This window comes from Methanobrevibacter millerae, assembly GCF_900103415.1.
In the GTDB taxonomy this organism is placed as follows: Archaea; Methanobacteriota; Methanobacteria; order Methanobacteriales; family Methanobacteriaceae; genus Methanocatella; species Methanocatella millerae.
Genome location: NZ_FMXB01000004.1, coordinates 151,130 through 172,698, shown reverse-complemented (window position 1 = coordinate 172,698; position 21,569 = coordinate 151,130). Strand labels below are relative to the sequence as shown.

Below are 21,569 nucleotides of genomic sequence, written 5' to 3'. Positions count from 1 at the left end.
ATTTATTATTAATCATCTCCATAACCTTTATCATGAGAATTTCACATTTCACGCCGGCACACATCACGGGATTTTTCAGCATTGAAAACAATCCAGACCCTTTGATAAACGGTTCGTGCGGTGCAGGATTCCTGCTTGATAAGGGAGTTGAAAGCACAGTAAGGGACTCCAGTGAGTTTAAAATCAATGTCAATCGGGGAAGCGACATTGTAATCAACGAGGTATTGAAACACTTTGACGCTGATAAATCGTTTGAAATAATTCAGGACATTCAGGTGCCTATTGGTGCCGGATTTGGAACGTCAGCGGCTTCCGCCTTGAGTTTAGCCATTGCGCTTAATGAATTTCTTGATTTCAATCATTCTTATATTGAATGTGGCCAGATTGCCCATAAGGTTGATATTGCCCTCGGCGGAGGATTGGGTGACGTTATAGCCCAGACCGGTAGCGGCATTGTTTTAAGAACTAGTCCTGGCGCTCCTGGAATCGGTAAAATCGAATCCTTTGATGATGAATTCTTTATAGCTACTAAAACATTCGGTGAAATCAGTACTGCATCCGTCATCACTAATCCTGAACATAAAAAATTGATTTCATCAAACGGACGTGAATGCTTAAGCAAATTTAAAAGGAATCCTTCTGTCGATAACTTTCTAAGGCTTTCTCTTGAATTTTCTCAAAATACGAAGTTAATGAGCGATGAAGTCAAAAATCTTGTTGATTATCTTAATTCTTCAAGTGATATTTCAGGCGCTTCAATGGCAATGCTTGGAAATACCGCATTCGCCTTTGCAGATAATGAAAGCTCATTCAAGGATTTGAAGATTGAAGGCCTTGATATATATAAACTCTACACAAGGGATAAGTTATGATAAAGCTGAGCTATGACGTTAATGACTACAGAAATCAGATTTCAGATTTAATTAATGACGGTGACTGCGTAATCGAGCTTGGATGCCATACCGGAAACACCTCCAAAGTAATTCTTGAAAGGGACGTAACATTAATAGCCCTTGACAATTCACCGGAAGCATCATGTGAAATGTCAAAACTTGACTTAACCTTCATCAATGCCGATGTAAGGCTTCATGAAACCTTATCTGAAGTATTTAAATTAACCCAAAAGTGTGACGTTCTAGCCATTGATTTGGGGGGAGGATATCATCCCGATACCGTTTTCAAAGTATTTTACATATGGTCATCCACCTTCAAGCCTACACACACCATAATCAGAAACAGGGGCCTTGTTGAATTCCACAATTCAGTAGCCGAGGTAAAGGGCGATTACAGGTCCGAGGAAGGCTTTTTGGATTCATACAAGGACAGCGGCATTCCTCCTCAAATTAAGGAATTTGATTTATGGACTCCAATGCCTAAAAAATAGATTAAACTATATATAACATCAAAAATATAGTATATAATGTTATTTTTTTAGAAGGTAATTATAATGATTGGTAAAAAGATTCGTTTAGAAAGGATTTTTAATAGGAATACTGGCAGAACTGTTATTGCACCTATGGATCATGGTGTTTCCAGCGGACCTATTAAAGGAATAGTCAATATTGACGATACTGTTGAAGAAATCTCCCAGGGCGGAGCAGATGCAATTTTAATGCACAAAGGAATTGTTCAAAGAGGCCACAGGGGATACGGTAAGGATATCGGTCTTATCGTACACTTGTCAGCAAGTACTTCCCTTGCACCGGACCCAAACAATAAGGTAACCGTAACCTCAGTCGAAAAGGCAATCCAATTGGGTGCTGACGCCGTTTCAGTCCACGTTAACCTCGGAAGCGAAACCGAAAGTCAAATGCTTCAGGAACTTGGAGAAATCGCTGAAACCTGTGACTACTGGGGAATTCCGCTTTTAGCAATGATGTATCCTCGCGGTCAGAAGGTTGAAAACGAAATGGACGTTGAATTCGTAAAGCATGCTGCACGTGTAGGTTCAGAACTGGGCGTTGACATCGTAAAAACAAACTACACAGGAGATTCTGACTCATTCAAGGAAGTAGTTGAAGGAGCCCTTGTTCCTGTAGTCATCGCAGGAGGACCTAAAGTGGATACTGATGAGGAATTATTGACCATGGTAAAGGATTCATTAAGTGTCGGCGGTGCAGGAGTTGCATTCGGACGTAACCTCTTCCAGGCTGAAAACCCTGGTAAAATCACAAGAGCTATTTCAGAAGTAGTCCACAATGATTTGGAAGTAGAAGAAGCTTTAAAATTCCTCTAAGGTGATTTAATGCAAAACAAATTCGCTTGGATAATGACTCCCGACCTCCCGTGGGACGACAGAAAAGAGATGATAACGACAGCTCTTGAATCCGGAATCAGCTATGTCCTTGATTTGGAGTATTCCGATAAAATCAGGAAACTGGGAAACGTAAACATCGTTTCAAATGATGATGAAGCGGACATTTATCTGGTCGGAATCAACGGCGAAGGTGACGGGTCAGTCGATTTAAGTGAAAACTTATCCGACTCCAAGGATTTGGCTCTCTCAAAAAAGGCAAAAGGCGAAGGAAAAATCGTTTGCGCATACATTAAAATAACAGACAAATTACACGAACAGCTGGCAGTAAAAATAGGACCAATCGTTGATTATATCATATTAGTCAGCACGGACTGGACAGTAATTCCTTTAGAAAACATCATTGCAGATTTGCAAAAGGTAGACGTTAATATAATAGCCGCCGTAAGCGATGAAGAAGGCGCAAAACTGGCATTGGAAACTCTGGAGCACGGAACCGACGGAGTAATATTTGAAGCCAACGATTTTGCACAGATAAAATCAATAGCGAAAGAAGTGGATGACGCATCAAAGGAAAAATACGAATTAAAAGTAGCTACAGTAACCAACGTCAAGCCTTTGGGCTCAGGCGACAGGGTATGCGTCGACACGACAGACATGATGCAGCCGGGCGAAGGAATGCTAATCGGTTCATACTCAAAATCAATGTTTCTGGTTCACTCAGAATCTTTAGAAAGCGAATACGTGGCTTCAAGACCTTTCAGGGTTAACGCAGGACCCGTACAGGCATACGTCATGGTTCCCGGAAACAAGACAAGATACTTATCCGAGCTTGTTGCCGGAGACGAAGTATTAATCGTTAATACCGAAGGGGAAACCCGTACGGCATATGTCGGAAGAAGCAAAATCGAGAGAAGGCCATTGATATTGATTGAAGCTGAATACGAAGGAAAGATTATCAGAACATTACTTCAAAACGCAGAAACGATAAGAATTGTTGATGAAAATAACGAACCCTTATCCGTTGCCGATGTCAAGCCTGGAGATAAGGTAAAGGTATACATAGAAAAAAGCGCAAGGCACTTCGGCATAGCCATTGACGAAACGATAATTGAACAGTGAGGAATATTGATGTCACAAATCAGAGCATTTCTAGCAATCGACCTGGACGATGACTTAAAGCCTAAAATCAATAAGGTAATGCGTGAATTTAAAAAAATCGACGCCCATATCAAGTACGTTGATTTGCAGAACCTTCATTTCACCCTTAAGTTCTTTGGAGACATCGACACAGAAGGCATAGATTTGATAGCTTCAAAGGTTGAAAAGGTAATTAATGACTTTGATTCATTTAATATAAAGATTAAGGGCTGCGGGGCGTTCCCGAACAAAAATCGCATTAAAGTGATTTGGGTAGGCCTCGATGAGGATGAAATCCTTAAGGATCTGCATGACAAGCTTGATAACGAGTTCAATGAGATAGGCTTTGATTTGGACAGAAAATTCTCATCACACCTCACCATAGGCCGGATGAAATCAGCTAAAGGCAAGGATAAGGTCAAAAAGACCATTGAAGAGTATGCCGACGTTGATATTGGTACTATGAAAGTCAATGCCATCACGCTAAAGAAAAGCACATTAACTCCAAGCGGCCCGATTTATGAAGATTTAATTGAATTCAGGCTATGATTTCATGGATTATAAAGCTATTTTAGATGAAATTAAACCCACAGCTGAAGAGGAAAAGAAAGTTAGGGAAGTTTCCGAGAAGCTTTTAGACTTTATTAATGACAAGTGCAGTCAGGATAATATCGACGCTGAAGCGGTTCTTGTGGGCTCAGTGGCCAAGGGAACCTACCTGCGGGGAAAATCAGACATTGATTTATTTATTGCATTTCCCCTATCCTGTGATAAAAGCTATTTGAAGGATACGGGACTTGATTTGGCTCATGAATGCTGCAGAGCCTTTAACGTAAAGCCCTACCATCAGTTCGCATCCCATCCATACGTTACAACAGAGATTGAAAACTTCAAGATAGACTTTGTTCCGTGTTACAGAATTAATGACGGAAGCCAGATTAAATCCGCCGTTGACAGGACAATCCTTCATACAATCTTTGTTCAGGCCAATTTAAGCGATTCGCAAAAGGATGAGGTCCTGCTTTTGAAAAGGTTCATGGACATGACCGAAACATACGGTTCAGAATTTAAAGTGGGGGGATTTGCAGGATATTTATGTGAACTGCTCATTATAGAATACGGAACTTTTGAAAATACCTTAAGGCAGGCTGCGGACTGGCAATTCGGCCACGTCATCGATTTGAAGGGTTACGGCACTGCCAAAAAGTTCAAAGATCCATTGGTCTGCATAGACCCGACCGATAAGAACCGCAATGTTGGCGCCGCATTGAGACTGGATAAGTTCTCACAGTTCATTCAGTCCGCAAGGAATTTCTTAAATTCCGATAAAAAAGATGAATATTTCTATCCTTTGGCTAAGGAATTGGATAAGGACAGTGTTTTAAATGAATTCAAGGATAGAAAAAGCAATCTTATTGCAATTAAATTCAACATTCCTCAGATTCCTCTTGATACCCTGCATCCTCAGCTTAAAAAGACATCTGAATCATTTAAAAGAATTTTAAACTCAAATGATTTTTTAGTTTTTCAGACAGGTTACTGGACAGACGAGATTGATACGGCCATAATACTTATAGAACTGGCTGTTTTCGAGCTTAATGACATTAAGGTTCATCACGGTCCGAGAGTATTCTTTAAGGAAGGCTGCAGCAACTTCATTGAAAAGTTCGGCTTTGAAAACTGTTATATTCTCGATGATTACATCGTTTCAAACGTCAAAAGGGAATTTACAACTCCTGAAGCCTTCATTCGCCATCTCATAACTCCCGATTACATTTCACTGATTAAGGTAGGAAAAAACTTGAACAAGCCATTGCTTAAAAGCTATGAAATCTGCGATATAAACGATTTGGCTAATGATGATGAGTTTTTAGCCTTTTTGGATGACTTCTTATATCCGAATCAGCATATCAGACGCTAGCTATTTTTTGGTTACCATTTAATCACCAAATATTTAAATACTATAAAAAAGCCCTTTAATGTTGAGGTGAAAAATATGCCTAAAGAATTAAAGGGTACAAAAACCGAAGAAAATCTTTTAACGGCTCTCAAAGGTGAGTCACTAGCTCGCGTAAAATACGAATTCTATGCCAGCCAGGCAAAAAAGGATGGATATGTCCAATTGTCCGAAATATTCAAAGAGACTTCAGATAATGAAAAGGAACATGCTAAAGTATGGTTTAAGTTATTGCATGATGGCGGTGTCAAGGACACATTAACAAACCTTGGTGAAGCCATTGTCAACGAAAACTACGAATATTCAGACATGTATGTTAATTTTGCCCGTGAAGCCCGTGAAGAGGGATTTGACGAAATAGCCGATTTGTTTGAATTGACTGCAGACATTGAAAAGGCACACGAGGAGCGATACAGGATTTTTGTAAACAATATTGAGAAAAATAGCGTGTTTAAAAAATCCGGTGAAATCACCTGGAAATGCGGCAACTGCGGAAACCTCCATGTAGGCAAGGAGGCTCCCGAGGTATGTCCGATGTGTGATCACCCCCAGTCATATTATGGGAAATTAGATTTAAGTTATGTATAATCTAATTTTTTCTCTTTTTTTTTTTATTTTAATGTTTTTTCATGTTTTTTGCAAATACTTTGAATCCATTAGCCTCTAGATTAATGTTAAATACTATAAAAGACAAAATTGAAGATAACAAATAGCTCACCGAGTGAATGTTTTTTGCATTTTTCATTAACCAATCACAGAGATATTATTTTGAAAGAATTTCTTTAGATATTAATTGAAAAACAAGAAACAATTTGTTAATCAGGTTAATTGTTGAATTTCTGGTATGTGAAATTATAACTGAAGGAATGATTGCCATGACATTAATATTTAAAGATGACTGTAAGAAAGAATTCCTTGAAGAAATCAGGAATGCTAAAAAGGAATCGGAATCCATTTTCATTAAAGATGAATTCAATAGGATTGAACTTGAATATTTGGAGCTTATAAACAGATTCTATGAGCTTCAGATTAAAAATTGTAAGCTTAAAGCTCAAAATTCCGATTCCGAAAAATAAACATAACTTTATAACAAGCTTAAAATAAATATTATTAATACAAGTGATAACATGATAGAAAATAATATCTGTTTGTTTACTGACTCCTATAAAATAACTCATCACTATTTCTATCCAAAGGGAACGAAAAAGATTTATTCCTATTTGGAAAGCAGAGTTGGTGCTGAATTTAACAAAACTATATTTTACGGGTTGCAGTACATAATTAAAAAGTATCTGGAAGGTAAAGTAGTAACTCAAGAGAAAATCGATGAAGCTGACAGGTTAATGGAAGCTCATCTTGGAGGAGGCATCTTCAACCGTGAAGGATGGCAGTACATTCTGGATGAATTCGGCGGAAAGCTGCCTGTTGAAATCAGGGCGGTTCCCGAAGGCACTCCAGTTGATGTCTCAAACGTATTAATGACAGTTGAAAACACTGACGATAAGTGTTACTGGTTACCGAATTATCTTGAATCATTATTGCTGCAGGTATGGTATCCTTCAACGGTTGCCACCTTATCTGCAGAAGTCAGAAAGCTCGCCAACTTTTATTTGGACGTGACGGGCTCTCCTAAGGATAATCTGGCATTTATGCTTCATGATTTCGGCTACAGAGGCGCAACTTCAACCGAATCAGCTATGCTTTGTGGATCTGCACACCTTTTAAGCTTTTCAGGTACCGACACCATTCCTGCCCTGACGATTCCTGAAAACTACTACAATGACTCAGACGTTTACGGATTTTCCGTTCAGGCAACCGAGCACAGCGTAATGACGTCCCTAGGTCCTGACGGGGAAATCGAACAGACCTTAAACGTTATTAACAATGCAAAGGACGGCATTTTATCTTTAGTAATTGACAGCTATAATTACAGGAACTTTTTAAAGCAGGCCTCAAGTGAAGGTTATGAGCTCAATGAAGCCATTTTAAGCTTTCTTGAAACTGAAGGAAACAAGGTTGTCTTCAGGCCGGACAGCGGAGAGCCTGTATCAACGACAATCGACTGTTTGAATATTCTTGAAAGCGGCTTTGGAAGCTGCACTACCGAAAAGGGCTATAAGATGTTCGATGCCAATATCGGCCTTTTGTGGGGTGACGGCCTTAATTATCACAAAATCAGGGATATTCTCTTTGCAATGAAATCCAACGGATGGGCGGCATCCAATATCATCTTCGGAATGGGCGGAGGGCTTCACAGCTCCGTCAACCGTGATACGCAGAGAAACGCATTCAAGTGTTCTGCTCAGCTGAGAGATGATGAATGGCACGATATCTTTAAAAATCCATTGGACTCCAGTAAAAAATCAAAAACGGGAAGATTTAAACTTGTTAAAGATGGGGAAAGCTTCAAGACAATTCCTATTGATGCTGACGGTGATGACGTCCTTCAGCCGGTCTTCAGGGACGGTGAACTGCTGATTGATGAAAAGTTCAGCAAAATCAAATCAAGGGCTGAAAACTATTCAAATTATTCCCCTTAATTTATACTTTTTCAATTCTTTTTTTCTATAGTGTTCTTTTATATATGATGAGGTACAAACATACCTTTACTATATAAAGGAGGACACAAATTGTTCAATAAATCTAAAATATCCCTACTGATTATATCGGTATTTTTATTATTTATTGTTATACTCCCTTCAACGGTAGCTTATGAGTGCGTTGACCAGACGAACGTCATGTCCAGGGTTGTTGAGGAAGAGGAGATATTATTGAGAAATTTAAATGAGGTATATTTCGATTCATCCGCTCCCGACGGCGGTGACGGCTCAAAGGAAAATCCCTATAATGAGCTGAAACAGGAATACATTCGTGATAATGGAGTTATCCATTTGGCAAACGGCGAATACCTCTTTGAAACATTTCCTTCAATGCAATATACCAATTTAACTGTACACGGTTCAGGCATGCAGGACACGATAGTTAGAAGCCACCATGCCCTGACCATTAGACATTTCACTTTATCTGATTTAACGCTGTCCGGTGTTAACATCATCAATCACGGAACAATAGACATTGAAAATGTAATTTTAGAAGATGCAAATGCAAGCATCACAGATCAGTATAACCATTCCTTCGGAGGTGCCATATATAATCCGGGCGAGCATTACGACCCATATCTTTACTTGACTAACTGTATTGTCCGGAACAATTACGCGATGTACGGCGGTGCCATCTACATGACCCACGGACATTTGAAAGTCGTCAATACAACTTTTGAGTCAAACGTCGCCTACAATTACGGTGGAGCGATAGCTGCAAGCGACAATTCAAGAATAGACATCATAGATTCCACTTTCATCAATGACAAATCCATTAATGATGCGGGCGGCGCAATATACTTTAAGAATGCGAACGTAACGATTTCCAATTCAGACTTCATCAATTCCTTCGGCCAGTTCGGAGGAGCCATCTGCGATTTGAATTCGGTTACTGTAATTACAAATTCAAGATTCTATGGAAATAATGCCTCCTACAGGGGAGGAGCGATTTATTCACTGTATGGAAAGTTCTATGTTGACAACTCTCGTTTTGAAAAGAACCACGGCAAAAACGGAGGCGGAATCTTTCTCGACAATGCCACAGACCACTACATTAAAAATTGTGTATTCGTCTCAAACACCGCTGAAGTTTGCGGGGGCGGAATCTACTCCATTTTAAATATAATTCCGTCAAATATGAAAAATACCTACATTAACAATAAGGCATCCGTAAGCAATGATTTGTACGTTACCCACCAGATTAATCCTTGGCTGGGCGATGGAAACTACACCATGATTGTAAATGACAAAATCCACACCGAAATAACCAATATCCCAAAATACTACAGCCTTGTTGATCATGGCTTTGTAACTCCTGTTAAAGATCAGGAAAGCAGCGGGGACTGCTGGGCATTTTCTGCAATCGGAGCCCTGGAATCCTGCATCTTAAAGACCACGGGGGTTGCCTATGACTTGTCTGAAGAGAACATGAAAAACCTCATCAGTCTTTATTCCGATTACGGCTGGAACGTCGACACCAATATGGGCGGATACGACCTGATGGCTGTTGGATACCTCATAAGCTGGCTGGGTCCGGTTCTTGAAGAGGATGATTTGTTCGATGACCATTCGACATTATCACCGGTCTTGCATTCCATATTCCACATTCAGGACATCTTATGCGTCGGCAGAAATTCATATACTGACAATGACGAAATCAAAAAGGCGATAATGAAATATGGCGGCGTGGCTTCAGGCCTGCACAATGACGACAATTACTTAACCAAAAACACTAATTCCTATTACTATGACGGCAAGGGAAGCGTTAATCATGCCGTTTTAATTGTGGGATGGGATGATGACTATTCAAAATACAATTTCAAAAACACTCCTCCGGCAAACGGCGCATGGATTTGTAAAAACAGCTGGGGTGAAAGATACGGTAAAAACGGATATTTCTACGTTTCATATTATGACACCAAGTTTGCAGAAATCGGTAATCCTCAGTCCGCATACACATTTGTTTTAAACAATACCGTTGATTTGGACAAGAATTACCAGTACGATTTCATAGGAATGACTAATTATTTTGTAACGGGAAGGGACAGCATCTGGTACAAGAACGTCTTTTCTGCAACGGACGAGGAGCTTTTGGCCGCATTTTCAACCTATTTCAGGACTGATACCGAATGGGAAGCCCATATCTATGTCAACGATGAACTGAAATATTCCCAGACTGGCTCTTCACCTTCAGGCTATTTCACCTTCAAGCTGGACAAGTTCATTCCTTTGTATACTGGAGACATCTTCGAAATCGCAATTAAAATCAACAGCGGAACTTTCCCTGTTTCAGAGACGGTTTACGCAAACAAGCATTTATATACGCCTGGAATATCCTATTTCAGCCTTGACGGAAAGACCTGGAATGATTTATACGATATCGTCTATACCTATGGAGGAAACGATTACATTTCCCAGGTGGCATGTATCAAGGCATTTACCACTTTGGATACCTTGAATACCTTCATTTACATGGATGATTTGTATGCTGAGGTCGGAAAGGTTGTTTCGATTGCGGCAAACGTCATTGACGCCCATAATCATTGGGTAACTACCGGAAGCGTCACGTTCACAATTGACGCAAAGGACTATGTCGTTAACGTAAACTCAGGAAAAGCAGTTTTAAACTATACTTTTACAAGAAGGGGCAATTTCACAGTTAAGGCTACCTATAACGGTATTCATTACAATCCTTCAACTGTAAGCTCAAATGTTGATGCTGAGTTAATCCTTTCAGGCTCCAGAATCGTTTTGGACTTTGTTTCACCTAGAGTTGATGATAACGTAAGCATTACCGCAAGGGTTTACGATTCATCAAACAATCCCGTAAATTCAGGAAGCGTCACTTTCAGGACCGATTCTCTTGAAGAGACTGTTGAAGTCAGAAACGGTGCTGCAACGATTGTTACTTCATATTCAGATGTTGGAAATCATGGGATTGATGCATATTTTACTTCAAGGCAGTATTATCCTTCAAACGCTTCAGCAGTAATTAACGTTCGCCAGAAGATACTTGACACGTCAATATCCGTTACATCTTCGGCTTCCTATAACAATGTGACCATAACCGCTACCGTCAGGGACAGCAACGCAGACTTGGTGCGCGCAGGCAAGGTTACCTTCAATATCAATGGTATAACGGCCATAGTTAAAGTAATGAACGGTCAGGCTATTTTAAACGTTGTTATTCCTCGCAGTTCCAATGTTTATTTAACATATGAAGGTGATGAGTACGCTTCTTCATCCACAAGCGCCAGAGTCAACATCGGCGAAATCCCCGCTTCAAGCATCAGATTGAACAATATGGCCGTTAATGCGGGCGATAATATTAACATAGTTGCAAGAGTTACTGATTCTGCTAATAATCCTATTAATAAGGGTACTGTTTCATTTACGGTTGATTCCAAAACATATAATGTTGGTGTTTCAAATGGTCAGGCTGTTTTAAGCACTGTATTTTCGAAATCCGGTGTTTATGAGGTTAGTGCTGTATTTACAAGCGACAGCTATTCAACTTCCTCTGCCAAGTCAACGATAACGGTTAAGGGTCTTCCCGAATCCTATGTCCGATTGAACAATATGGCTGTTAATGTGGGCGATAATGTTAATATCGTTGCAAGGGTTACTGATTCTGCTAATAATCCTATTAATAAGGGTACAGTTTCTTTCACGGTTGATTCCAAAACCTATGATGTTGGTGTTTCAAATGGTCAGGCTGTTTTAAGCACTGTATTTTCGAAATCCGGTGTTTATGAGGTTAGTGCGGTATTTACCAGTGACAGCTATTCGACGTCTTCTGCAAAGTCAACGGTAACAGTAAATGGTTTTACTGACTCCAAAATCGTTGTAAACGACATCACGGCCTCTGCAGGAGAAAAGATTTATATTGTGGCAAACGTCTATGATGATAAGGGAAGCCTCATTAATGAAGGAAACGTCGTTTTCCTTTTGGGCTCTGAATCCCATAGCGTTAACGTTAATAATGGAGTTGCGATTTTAACCACTTCATTTTCCAATGCTGGCGTTCATGATTTGAAATCAACCTTCACTTCCGATAAGTACTCACAGTCAACTGCCAATTCAAAGATTACGATAACGGGCAAGACATCGATTAACGTGTCATTAACCGTTGATGATGTCAAGTATGGTGAAAAGCCTGTTGCGCATATCACTTCAGACGCTTCATTTACAGGTGATTTGAAGGTTTCAGGTGTTGTTTATACTGTTAACGTTAATAAGGGTTCAACCACATTCACGATTCAAAAGGTATTTGATAAAGGCAAAAGCTATGATGTAGTATTGTCATTTTCCGGAAACGACAGGTATTATCCCGTATCTTCAAGCGATTCGTTCACGGTTTATTCGACTGACTCTTCACTGATTGCCGATGATTTAATCATGCATTACAAAGACGGAAGCAGATTCAAGGTTAAATTAGTTGATGAAAACAATAAACCTATAGCCAATAAGGCAATCGTTTTTGAACTTCAGGGAGCGCAGTACTCAAGAACAACGGACAGCGACGGATACGCTTCACTGGCCATTAACTTAAACTCAGGCAAATACGCTGTCACCGCCAGATACTACGGCGATTCCGATCATTCCTCCTGTGATGTTTCAAGAAGCATCGAGGTCAAATCGACAGTAATAACTCATGACGTGGTTAAATACTTCAGAAACGGCACGCAGTTTTATGCTACTATTTTAGACAGCAAAGGAAATACTGTTCCTTACACAGCTGTTCGCATGAACATCAACGGAGTGTTTTATGACAGAACAACCAATTCAGAGGGCGTTGTCAGGCTTAACCTCAATCTGGAGCCGGGAACTTACATATTAACCGTAAGCAATCCGAAAACCGGTGAAATGGCATCGGCCAACGTTAAAGTGCTTTCAAGATTAACGGATAATCACGATCTGGTAAAATACTATAGGAACACTTCAAAATACAGCGTAAAGGTTTTATCAGAAACAGGCAAGGCTGAAGCTGGAAAGACCGTAACGTTCAACATTAACGGAGTCTTTTATGAAAGAATAACTGATTCGAAAGGCGTTGCAAGCCTCAACATCAATCTTGAGCCGGGCACCTATGTCATTACTGCCCAGTATGGTGATTCAAGAGTCTCCAATAAAATAACAGTTTTAAGCGTTCTTGAAACCTCTGATTTGACAATGAGGTATAAGGACGGGTCAAGCTTCAGGGCGAAGGTTTTGGACGCCCGTGGAAATCCTTACATCGGACAGACCGTAACGTTCAACATCAATGGTGTGTTTTATGAGAGGGTTACAGGTATCGATGGTGTTGCAAGCCTTAAAATCAATCTGCAGAAAGGGGAATATATCATAACGTCCACATACAACGGTTTAAACAGTGCCAATACAGTAACGGTTAATTTATAAAAAAAGAAAGGGAATAGCTATTTGTTGTTAGCTATTAACTTGCGTGCGGCCTTTAAATCGGTATTGTAGATGTGGCCGGAAGTGGAGTGGTAATGGATTCCTCCAAAGTTAAGTTTCGTACCCATTATCTCTTCATTAACTTCCTCTTTCATTTTTATTCCGAGATATGCAATGAAGAACATGTTTGAGTAAAATGCGCCGAAAATATCGTTGCTTCTGAAGATACAGTGAATTGTCAGTTCATTGTCACGCACTATGCACTGCAGGAACTGCAGACATGGGATATCTTCCTCTTCGGCATCTTCAATAGGGTTTATCGTAACTGCAACTGCACGGTTTGATCCTGTAGCGGTCAATATCCTTTTTTTCATGCTTTCAAACTGATCCACATCAAAATGCGCAAAGATACGGTTAGGATAGGTGTAGACGAATCCCTGGGTGTTGTTGATGATTTCAGGGTCTTCTACTGACCTGACGTATTCATATAGTGCATCGCTTTTGATAGGGCAGGCTTCCATGTCAAACCTTCCGGATTTGATGTCTGCAAGCATCATGTCTGTAGTGTAATTCTGATATTTGGCCCTGAATTTCAAGTCCAATGGGTCATCTATAATGTAGAAGTTTCCTAAACTTTCCTTTAAATGATGATTGCTGTCCTTATAGGTTTCCTTTCCTTCTTTTAATATTTTATTAACAAAATCCAGATAACATTGATTAATACTTAACATCTTAAACAGTCCTTTTAAATTGTTTTTTAGTATGTTTTTGAAATTATAAAAACTTAGTGTTTTGGTAAAATTTTAAATCATAATATATACAAATTAATAACCATGCAATTGAATCCCGAACAAGAAAGCGTAGTAACATACACTGGTGACAAATATTTAAGCGTTGAAGCGGGCCCCGGCGCCGGAAAGACCCGCGTAATAATTGAGAGAGTAAAATACCTGTTAAATGAAGTTGGAATAGATCCCTCAAGCCTTCTGATAATTACCTTTTCCAGAAAGGCCGCCGATGAGCTTCAGGACAGGCTTGCAGACGACAACATTTCAAGCACTGACATCAAAAAGATGCAGATATCAACGATTCATTCATTCTGCAGCAAAATCCTTGAAAAAAGCGGAGCGGTCGGTTTTGACGTCATTGACGATGATCTGGGCGAAAAGATAAACATGTTCATTGGAAAGCATGCTGATGAGCTCGGCTTTGTAGGTGAGTGTTACCTGCCGAAAAGAGAGGTGGGAGACGTTATCCGCAAATACAACGAATACTGCACATTCAAGGTTGACACTCCCAAACTGGTTGAGTATATTGAAAATACCCATCCGGTTTGCGATGAATACGTTCACTTTGTCAATGAATACATGGCCGAAAACGACGGAGCATTCCCGCGCGATGAGGTTCGTGAAAATGAGGAGTTTAAAAAGGCATGGTACAATGCGAAATACCTGCAGATTGCCAAATCATATGAGATTTATAAGGATTTGCTGAATAAGTATAACGTTACCGATTTCAATCATATGCAGGTTAAGGCCCTTGAAATATTGAGGAAAAACCCGGAAACGCGCTTTAAAAACATTTTAATCGATGAGTTTCAGGATACCGATCCGGTTCAGATGGAAATCTTTGAGATATTAATGGAAAATACGGATTCATTCACTGTTGTAGGTGACATTAACCAGAGCATTTACGGTTTTAGGGGCTCAAGCGAGAATTATTTCGATTATCTGGCTGATTTGCATGGTGATGATGTCGAGCCGAAAAGCCTTCCAACCAATTATCGCTCAACCTATGAAATCATCGATATCAGCCAGGATTACATAAGGCATCAGCAGTCACAAAACTCCGCATTAAAGAAAGCCAAATGCGGTCGTGACGTTAACAATGAAGTTTACTATCTCATTAACCCGGACAATAAAAGTGAAGCGCTTAACATCTTCAATATCATTAAATATCTGTATGATAACGGCAAAATCAACAGCTATGATGAAATAGGAATCCTTACAAGATCAGTCAAGGGTGCATCATCCTGTATTGACCCGTTAATTGAGCTATTGGCTGAAAATGACATTCCTTACCAGATTAAGGGAAGAAACGATTTGTTTGATAAGGATGAAATCAAATCCATTCTGACATTGCTGCATCATTTGATTGAGGATGAAGATTCCGATAAAATCATTTTAACCCGCTGGGAAAAGGAATGGCTTAACCTGAAGGCTTACACAGGTGCAAACTTCGAGCAGAAGCTATTTGATTTATCAGATGATACCAAAGCTATTTTAAATGATTTGCAGGACGATTATGAAAATCAGGTGATTGCCGCTGAAAAGGTTGCTTATGAGAAATTCACAGGCAAGAAATCCAGATTGAGAAGTTTTGCAGGAGTTTTCAACCGTGACGAAGAGATTTTAGAGGAAATATTCAAGACTGTTGAAAAGCCGGTATTAACCGATGAAAACCTCGTTAAATATGGCGTTACTGATAGTAACGATTTGGAATTCTTCCGTAAACTAAATGCTTTGAAATCAGACATTTTCGATGAAGACCTTAAATACAGCGAAAGGCCAACAATCTTAGACATTTATTTAACATTATTAACTGAAATAACCGATTGCTTAAGCGTTGACGTCATTAATGATGACAGCGAATTGATCAATAACCTCTCCGTCATAACGAATACCTTCGACAGCTATGAGGACATGATGTATGACCGAGATATCAGGGGAGCCTACTGGTTCATTTACAGGAATATCGAAAGCTACGCATCCTATGTTGAGGATTCAAGGGGCGTTCAGATAATGACAGTCCACAAATCCAAGGGACTTGAGTTTCCGGTTGTAATTCTCGCTTCTTTAAATGAAAACAGATATCCTCTGAAATACAGGAATCCGAATCCCGAAAGCGGATACATGATGGGAAGGCCTGTATATTACACTCCATGTGATTGTCTTGAATACAAGAACTTTGAGGATGAGGAAGAGGAGCTTAAGATGCACAACTGGGAAGAGGAGCGCGTAATCTACGTTGCAATGACAAGAGCAGAGGACACGCTGATATTGTCATCAATCGTTAATGGATGTGAAGCTGAAGTGGAAACGGCTTATAATCGTTTAGATGATACGGATTACTTAAAGTCAATCAATAAGGGACCTGACAGCGTTCAGAATGCCATTGACGAAAACCTTGATTACTGCAGGTTAATCAACCCTCATGACATTGACATTAACGTTATCGACAAGCCTCCAAAAGATGCGGATGCCGAACTGATTACTTTGAGCTTTTCTGCCCTGGAAGATTATCTGGAATGTCCTTTCAAGTACAGGATGGCCTATGAGGTCGATTTCAGAACCTCAAATCCGAACAAGCTGGATGACGGTATTTTCATTCATAAGGCATTGGAAGTAATTAATAAAAAAATCAAAGCCGAAAACAATACATACATCGGCAACGACCGTGTTAAAAAAATCGTTTCCAGATTATTCCACACTTCAAACATCGCTTTGGAGCTTGAGGATGAGGAGCGCTACAAAAGAAAGCTTGAAACGATTACACATGACGTAATCCATTACTATGATCATGAGGGAAGAGATCTTGAAATCATCGAGTCCGAATATCTGTTCTTCATTAAAACGGACAGCTATTCGATGGCGGGCATCATAGACTTGATATTTAAGGACAAGGATGGCAATATCGGAATTCTTGATTATAAAAACACTGCAATAGAGTCTAAATTCATTGATAAGTACTCAAAACAGTTGCATTTATACCGTGCAGCCCTAAAGGATAAAAACCAGAAGTTTTCAGACGTTGAAATTGAAAAGTTATATGTTTATGCAATCAAATCAAAAAAGATGATTTCAATCGACATTTCCGATGAAAAGGAAAAAGAAGTCTTAAACGAGTTAAATGCTACGGCAGATAATATTATAAGCAAAAATTTCCCGTCAAAAGAAGGAAAGCACTGTGAATATTGCCAATATAAAAAAATTTGTAATAGATAATAAAATCTATTACTTTTTAACGATATTAAACATCAGTCCGAAAAGCTCAAGGGCCTTGTCGGTTGAATCCTGATCGGTGATGTTTTCAGGTATTTCATAAACGAAAGTAGGATTTCCCGCTTCAGCCAATGGTATTGAAACGAGCTTTGCTGATGTTGCCTGAACCGGCTGGCTTGTGTTTCTTGGGAAGTAGTTGAAACTGCTTTCGTTAGCAATCTTTTGTGCAATTGCAACTGATGCGTTGTCCATTGCAGGTGTAGCCAGGTAGAATCCTTGACCGTATCCTTCAATGTGTGAATGGCTGATTATGATGGAATCCGCATGGGTATTGTTTATAACGTCAGGCATTACAAAATCATGAACCAGGCCTTCACCGTTTTCACGGCTTTTATCATAATCGGTTGCGTCTTTGGTTACGTTAACGTGATAAACCGTAAACTTAACGTCATTGTTTTTTGCAAACTCTTCTGCAGCCTTTATTTCAGGTTCGATTGATAAGGGTTCTCTTGGATGAATTCCTGCAATCAGAACCATTTCCGTTTTTGCATTGGCGTTTCCGTAAACTGTCTTGTTGACGGTACCTACATCATTTTCCCAGTGTCCGCTATTGGTGGAGGAGTTCCCGCTGAAGTTTGTGTATAAAAATAATGAAGCTCCTACCAGAATAACAGCTATTATTATAATGATTTTTATCTTTCTTGTCAAAATAATCACTCCATTATTTTTTAATATAATTTAAGTGATTATTATATGTTTTGAATTGAAAAAAGAAAATAACTTATTGAATTAATTATAAAGATATTTTTTAAGTAAATTTTGGTGATTTCATGATTGAAGGTAATTTGAATAAATTAATCGACCTGAATGAAAGGATTGTAAGTCAGAATGAAAAGCTGATCAGGCAGAATGATGAGATTATCTCCCTATTGAAGCAAATGAATGGTGAGGAGGAATCTTCAGAAAAAATAAGCATGGATTTGGGAAACGGCCTTGTATTTGACGAAACGGGTCAGGTATCCACTGAAGGACTGGTTTTTAATCAAAAGGATGAAGAAGATCCAGTACCTGAAAATCTGCTTTTTGAAAAAAACGACACGGTATACTTTGAGAAATCCCTGAATCCCGGTGAAGTTCTCTTCGTTGCCAATTCACCTGATGATGAGGTCGGAATTTACAGATTGTCCGTTAAAAGCTCAGATGAGCTTAAGGTTTCACCTTCCGAAATCACGGAAGAAATCACCAGGAATTTTGATGACATAAATTATGAAATAACGCTCGATAATTTAACGGGTGAAGCCGTAACATATCAGTTTAAATTACCGTTGCTTGTTGCATTTGAAAGCCTTGATAAAGATGCATCAATCGATTCATGTATAGCTATACTCGATGATGAAGTTTTCATGAATTTGCCTGAAATGATTAGGGTTGCAATGGAGGACGGTGCTGAAAAGATTCACCTGCCTATGAAAAACGCTGTGGCGACCCTGGGTGCTCCGCCGGCATTGATGAATCATCTTGAATTCTATAAGACGCCAGATCAGGTTTTCGATAAGCTGTTTTAAAAAAAAAGAAAGGTGTAGGTTTATTTAAAACCTATGCGTTTTCGGTCATTATAGGAACGACCTGTTTTTTACGTGAAACGACGCCTTCTAAAAGTGCGGTGTTGTCCTTAAGCTCAACTCCGTAAGCCTTTTCAACTAATGCCGCATCTTTTCCCAATACAATGACCTGTGAATTGCTGTTAACTATGTCAGTAATTAATAACATGAATAAATCCAGATTCTCTTTTTCGATTATTTTTTCAATTCCAGCTTCCAGATCATCCTTCATTTCCAGAACGTCAGGGATGCTTGCGGTATTTACCTGATTGACTATTGATTTAACGTCCTTAAAGTCAATCTGTTTTGCATCGAGAGCGAGGATTTCATCAATCGTAAAGCTTGACAAATCGGTTCCGGCCTTAAGCATTTCAAGTCCGTATTCTTCATAGTCGATTCCGGCGATTTCGGCAAGTTTTTCAACTGCAATCTTATCGTCTTCGGTCGTTGTCGGAGACTTTAAAAGCAAAGTGTCTGAGATGATTGCTGATAACATTAACTGGGCGATTTTAGCTTCGATTTCAACGTTGTTTTCATTGAATAACTTAAATAAAATTGTTTCGGTACATCCTACGGCTTCAGCCCTGTAAAATAAAGGATATGAAGTTTCCAATGCAATCTTGTGGTGGTCAACAACCTTTTTGATGTTCATGTTTTCAAGGTTGTCGATGGATTCGGAAGGGCTGTTGTGGTCAACGAGGATAACGTCGCTTCCCTCTTCCAGACTTTCAATCAGTTCCGGAGCTTCAATGTCCAAATAGTTTAAAACGTATTCGGTTTCCTTGTTGAGGCTTCCTAATCTGCATGCGACGGCGTTTTCGTTTCCAAGCTTATGCTCAAGTTCACACATTACCAGACTTGAGGTAACAGTATCCGTATCCGGACTCTTATGTCCAAAAATATAAGTTTTATCCATAAATATCACACATAATTTTTAATATATTTATATTATGTTTTTATAAATTAATAAATGATGTCCTTTTTTGAAAGTTATTTTAAATATGTTGAGGGCGCTTTCGCCGATCATCAATTCCTGTTTTTATTAACGTTATTGATAGGCATATCATGTTGGGTTGGGGGCTATTTTTTGGCGGACTGGATATTCACGCCTCAGGAGCTGACATATTATGAATACCTGGCTCAGGAAACCTTCTTTTCATTCGGTGACATGATGTATATCATTGTCAATAACTGCTTGATTAATATTTCAAGCTATTTTGAGGCGATATTTTTCGGATTCGGGCCTGTATATGACATGGCAATTAACATGGGAATGTCCGGAGTCATATCAAGGGCAACCGAAATTGCATGCGGCGATCCGTTCCTGTTTTTGAAGCTGACCTGCCTTCATGGATTTTTTGAGGACTTATCAACGATTTTAAACAGCTTTGCCGGATTTATTTTGTTTTCCTTTGTTGTGAGATTCATTAAAAACCTGTTCTCGCCTTCTTATAATTTAGCTGACGGACGCTTCTTGAATTCCTGGAAAATCAACAAAAAGCACTTATATCAGTCAGTAGCCATTTTCATTTTAGGTTTGGCTGTCATGATATTTGCCGGTTTTCTGGAAGAGTATATAAGCATCCCATTCGGAAATTTGGTTGCCGCCATTTTTTAGAAAATTACATTTATCATGAAGTGCAATATTAACTATTATGGTAAAGGTAAGTATTTTAGGAGCAACCGGTGTTATAGGAAAAAACGTTGCATTTACATTGGCAAGAGCAGACACCGTTGATGAAATAGTATTGTTTTCACGACCTGAAAGCATAGACAAAGCCAAAGGCGAATCATATGACATGTATGATGCCCTTGCGGCAGAAGATATTGACTGCAGGCTTTCCCCTTCATCCGATTATAATGATATAGTGGGTTCCGATATCGTGCTGATTACTGCGGGAACTCCAAGGCAGGAGGGAATGAGCAGAATGGATTTGGCCGTTCCAAACGCTCAAATCGTAAGAAATTATGCTGAAAAGATTGCGGAGTACGCTCCCGATTCAATCATATTAATCGCTACAAATCCCGTTGACGTGATGACAACGATTGCCCTTGAGGCATCCGGCTTTAAAAAATCAAGGGTAATCGGAATCGGAAACCACTTGGATTCATTAAGGCTTAAGGCATATTTCTCAAGACAGATTAACGTCAACAGTTCCGAGGTCCACACGAGGGTTATCGGCGAGCACGGGGAGCATATGGTTCCATTATTAAGTTCAACGACCATAGGTGGTATTCCGTTGAAGTACTTCCTTAAATCCGTTGATATGGACGTTCCAAGACTTATCAAAAGGCTAAGAAATGCCGGAAACACAATCATTTCCAAAAAGGGAGCAACCGAGTACGGCCCTGCCTTTGCGATTTCAAACCTGATTTCAACAATCATCACAGACAGCCATAAGGTATTGACTGTCAGCACCTATCTGGACGGCCAGATTGAAGACGTTTCAGGTGTGTCATTGGGTGTTCCTGTTGTTTTATCTAAAAAAGGAATTGCAATGATTGTACCGATTCATATGAACGATTATGAGAAAATGAGATTTAAGGAAGCCGCCGAAAGCGTAAGGGAAGTTACCGAGGAAGTTAAAAAATCATTCGATAATTAATCTTTTTGCCGAA

17 protein-coding genes are annotated in these 21,569 nt (G+C 39.5%); 14 read left to right on the top strand and 3 right to left on the bottom strand.

Annotated features, from left to right (window positions below; translation table 11 throughout):
* Positions 1-32 precede the first annotated feature (32 nt).
* From F3G70_RS03625 to F3G70_RS03580, 10 genes are all read left to right on the top strand, one after another.
* Positions 33-872 (top strand): pantoate kinase, encoded by an 840-nt coding sequence (locus tag F3G70_RS03625; protein WP_223165998.1) that lies wholly within the window; start codon positions 33-35, stop codon positions 870-872.
* Positions 869-1,384 carry a class I SAM-dependent methyltransferase gene (locus F3G70_RS03620; RefSeq protein ID WP_149731359.1) on the top strand — a complete coding sequence of 172 codons (516 nt, stop codon included), beginning with the start codon at positions 869-871 and terminating at the stop codon, positions 1,382-1,384. Before F3G70_RS03625 ends, F3G70_RS03620 begins: the two co-directional genes overlap by 4 nt.
* A gap of 60 nt (positions 1,385-1,444) precedes the next feature.
* Positions 1,445-2,236, top strand: coding sequence for a 2-amino-3,7-dideoxy-D-threo-hept-6-ulosonate synthase (locus F3G70_RS03615; RefSeq protein ID WP_149731358.1), 792 nt, complete (start codon positions 1,445-1,447; stop codon positions 2,234-2,236).
* A 9-nt stretch (positions 2,237-2,245) separates the two neighbouring features.
* Positions 2,246-3,376, top strand: coding sequence for a 3-dehydroquinate synthase II (locus F3G70_RS03610; RefSeq protein WP_149731357.1), 1,131 nt, complete (start codon positions 2,246-2,248; stop codon positions 3,374-3,376).
* 9 nt (positions 3,377-3,385) lie between these two features.
* Positions 3,386-3,943 (top strand): RNA 2',3'-cyclic phosphodiesterase, encoded by a 558-nt coding sequence (gene thpR, locus F3G70_RS03605; protein WP_149731356.1) that lies wholly within the window; start codon positions 3,386-3,388, stop codon positions 3,941-3,943.
* Positions 3,927-5,315 carry a CCA tRNA nucleotidyltransferase gene (gene cca / locus F3G70_RS03600; RefSeq protein WP_223165997.1) on the top strand — a complete coding sequence of 463 codons (1,389 nt, stop codon included), beginning with the start codon at positions 3,927-3,929 and terminating at the stop codon, positions 5,313-5,315. Before thpR ends, cca begins: the two co-directional genes overlap by 17 nt.
* 75 nt (positions 5,316-5,390) lie before the next feature.
* Complete coding sequence (gene rbr / locus F3G70_RS03595; RefSeq protein WP_149731355.1) at positions 5,391-5,939, top strand: rubrerythrin; 549 nt, start codon at positions 5,391-5,393, stop codon at positions 5,937-5,939.
* Positions 5,940-6,163: 224 nt separating this feature from the next.
* Positions 6,164-6,427, top strand: a complete 264-nt coding sequence (locus F3G70_RS03590; protein WP_149731354.1) for a hypothetical protein — start codon at positions 6,164-6,166, stop codon at positions 6,425-6,427.
* Between the two features lie 51 nt (positions 6,428-6,478).
* Entirely contained in the window at positions 6,479-7,891 is a 1,413-nt protein-coding gene (locus tag F3G70_RS03585; RefSeq protein WP_149731353.1) for a nicotinate phosphoribosyltransferase, read from the top strand.
* Between the two features lie 90 nt (positions 7,892-7,981).
* Positions 7,982-13,351, top strand: a complete 5,370-nt coding sequence (locus F3G70_RS03580) for a C1 family peptidase (protein ID WP_149731352.1) — start codon at positions 7,982-7,984, stop codon at positions 13,349-13,351.
* A 17-nt stretch (positions 13,352-13,368) separates the two neighbouring features.
* On the opposite strand, the gene F3G70_RS03575 is transcribed toward F3G70_RS03580, so the two are convergent.
* Positions 13,369-14,079: a thymidylate synthase gene (locus F3G70_RS03575; protein WP_149731351.1), complete on the bottom strand. Its 711-nt coding sequence runs from the start codon at positions 14,077-14,079 to the stop codon at positions 13,369-13,371.
* A gap of 102 nt (positions 14,080-14,181) precedes the next feature.
* Between F3G70_RS03575 and F3G70_RS03570 the strand changes: the two genes are divergently transcribed.
* Positions 14,182-17,352 carry an ATP-dependent DNA helicase gene (locus F3G70_RS03570; protein ID WP_149731350.1) on the top strand — a complete coding sequence of 1,057 codons (3,171 nt, stop codon included), beginning with the start codon at positions 14,182-14,184 and terminating at the stop codon, positions 17,350-17,352.
* Positions 17,353-17,361: 9 nt separating this feature from the next.
* Here F3G70_RS03570 and F3G70_RS03565 read toward each other — a convergent pair whose 3' ends face one another.
* A complete protein-coding gene (locus F3G70_RS03565) occupies positions 17,362-18,057 on the bottom strand; it encodes a hypothetical protein (RefSeq protein WP_149731349.1) in 696 nt (231 codons plus the stop codon).
* A gap of 122 nt (positions 18,058-18,179) precedes the next feature.
* On the opposite strand from F3G70_RS03565, the gene F3G70_RS03560 reads away from it, so the two are divergent.
* Positions 18,180-18,914, top strand: coding sequence for a hypothetical protein (locus F3G70_RS03560; RefSeq protein WP_149731348.1), 735 nt, complete (start codon positions 18,180-18,182; stop codon positions 18,912-18,914).
* A gap of 31 nt (positions 18,915-18,945) precedes the next feature.
* On the opposite strand, the gene F3G70_RS03555 is transcribed toward F3G70_RS03560, so the two are convergent.
* Positions 18,946-19,866, bottom strand: a complete 921-nt coding sequence (locus F3G70_RS03555) for a manganese-dependent inorganic pyrophosphatase (protein ID WP_149731347.1) — start codon at positions 19,864-19,866, stop codon at positions 18,946-18,948.
* Between the two features lie 171 nt (positions 19,867-20,037).
* Here F3G70_RS03555 and F3G70_RS03550 point away from each other — a divergent pair, with 171 nt between their 5' ends.
* The gene (locus tag F3G70_RS03550) at positions 20,038-20,568 is read left to right on the top strand and encodes a hypothetical protein (protein ID WP_394349321.1); all 531 of its coding nucleotides are present in this window, start codon (positions 20,038-20,040) and stop codon (positions 20,566-20,568) included.
* A gap of 37 nt (positions 20,569-20,605) precedes the next feature.
* Positions 20,606-21,556 (top strand): malate dehydrogenase, encoded by a 951-nt coding sequence (locus tag F3G70_RS03545; protein WP_149731345.1) that lies wholly within the window; start codon positions 20,606-20,608, stop codon positions 21,554-21,556.
* Positions 21,557-21,569: the final 13 nt, after the last annotated feature.

Excerpts from the sequence above, each read along its gene's own strand:
- F3G70_RS03625 (WP_223165998.1), top strand. The coding sequence starts at position 33 with ATGAGAATTTCACATTTCACGCCGGCACACATCACGGGATTTTTCAGC.
- F3G70_RS03585 (WP_149731353.1), top strand. The coding sequence starts at position 6,479 with ATGATAGAAAATAATATCTGTTTGTTTACTGACTCCTATAAAATAACT.
- F3G70_RS03575 (WP_149731351.1), bottom strand. The coding sequence starts at position 14,079 with ATGTTAAGTATTAATCAATGTTATCTGGATTTTGTTAATAAAATATTA.
- F3G70_RS03555 (WP_149731347.1), bottom strand. The coding sequence starts at position 19,866 with ATGGATAAAACTTATATTTTTGGACATAAGAGTCCGGATACGGATACT.
- F3G70_RS03545 (WP_149731345.1), top strand. The coding sequence starts at position 20,606 with ATGGTAAAGGTAAGTATTTTAGGAGCAACCGGTGTTATAGGAAAAAAC.
- F3G70_RS03560 (WP_149731348.1), top strand. The coding sequence starts at position 18,180 with ATGATTGAAGGTAATTTGAATAAATTAATCGACCTGAATGAAAGGATT.
- F3G70_RS03570 (WP_149731350.1), top strand. The coding sequence starts at position 14,182 with ATGCAATTGAATCCCGAACAAGAAAGCGTAGTAACATACACTGGTGAC.
- rbr (WP_149731355.1), top strand. The coding sequence starts at position 5,391 with ATGCCTAAAGAATTAAAGGGTACAAAAACCGAAGAAAATCTTTTAACG.
- F3G70_RS03620 (WP_149731359.1), top strand. The coding sequence starts at position 869 with ATGATAAAGCTGAGCTATGACGTTAATGACTACAGAAATCAGATTTCA.
- thpR (WP_149731356.1), top strand. The coding sequence starts at position 3,386 with ATGTCACAAATCAGAGCATTTCTAGCAATCGACCTGGACGATGACTTA.
- F3G70_RS03610 (WP_149731357.1), top strand. The coding sequence starts at position 2,246 with ATGCAAAACAAATTCGCTTGGATAATGACTCCCGACCTCCCGTGGGAC.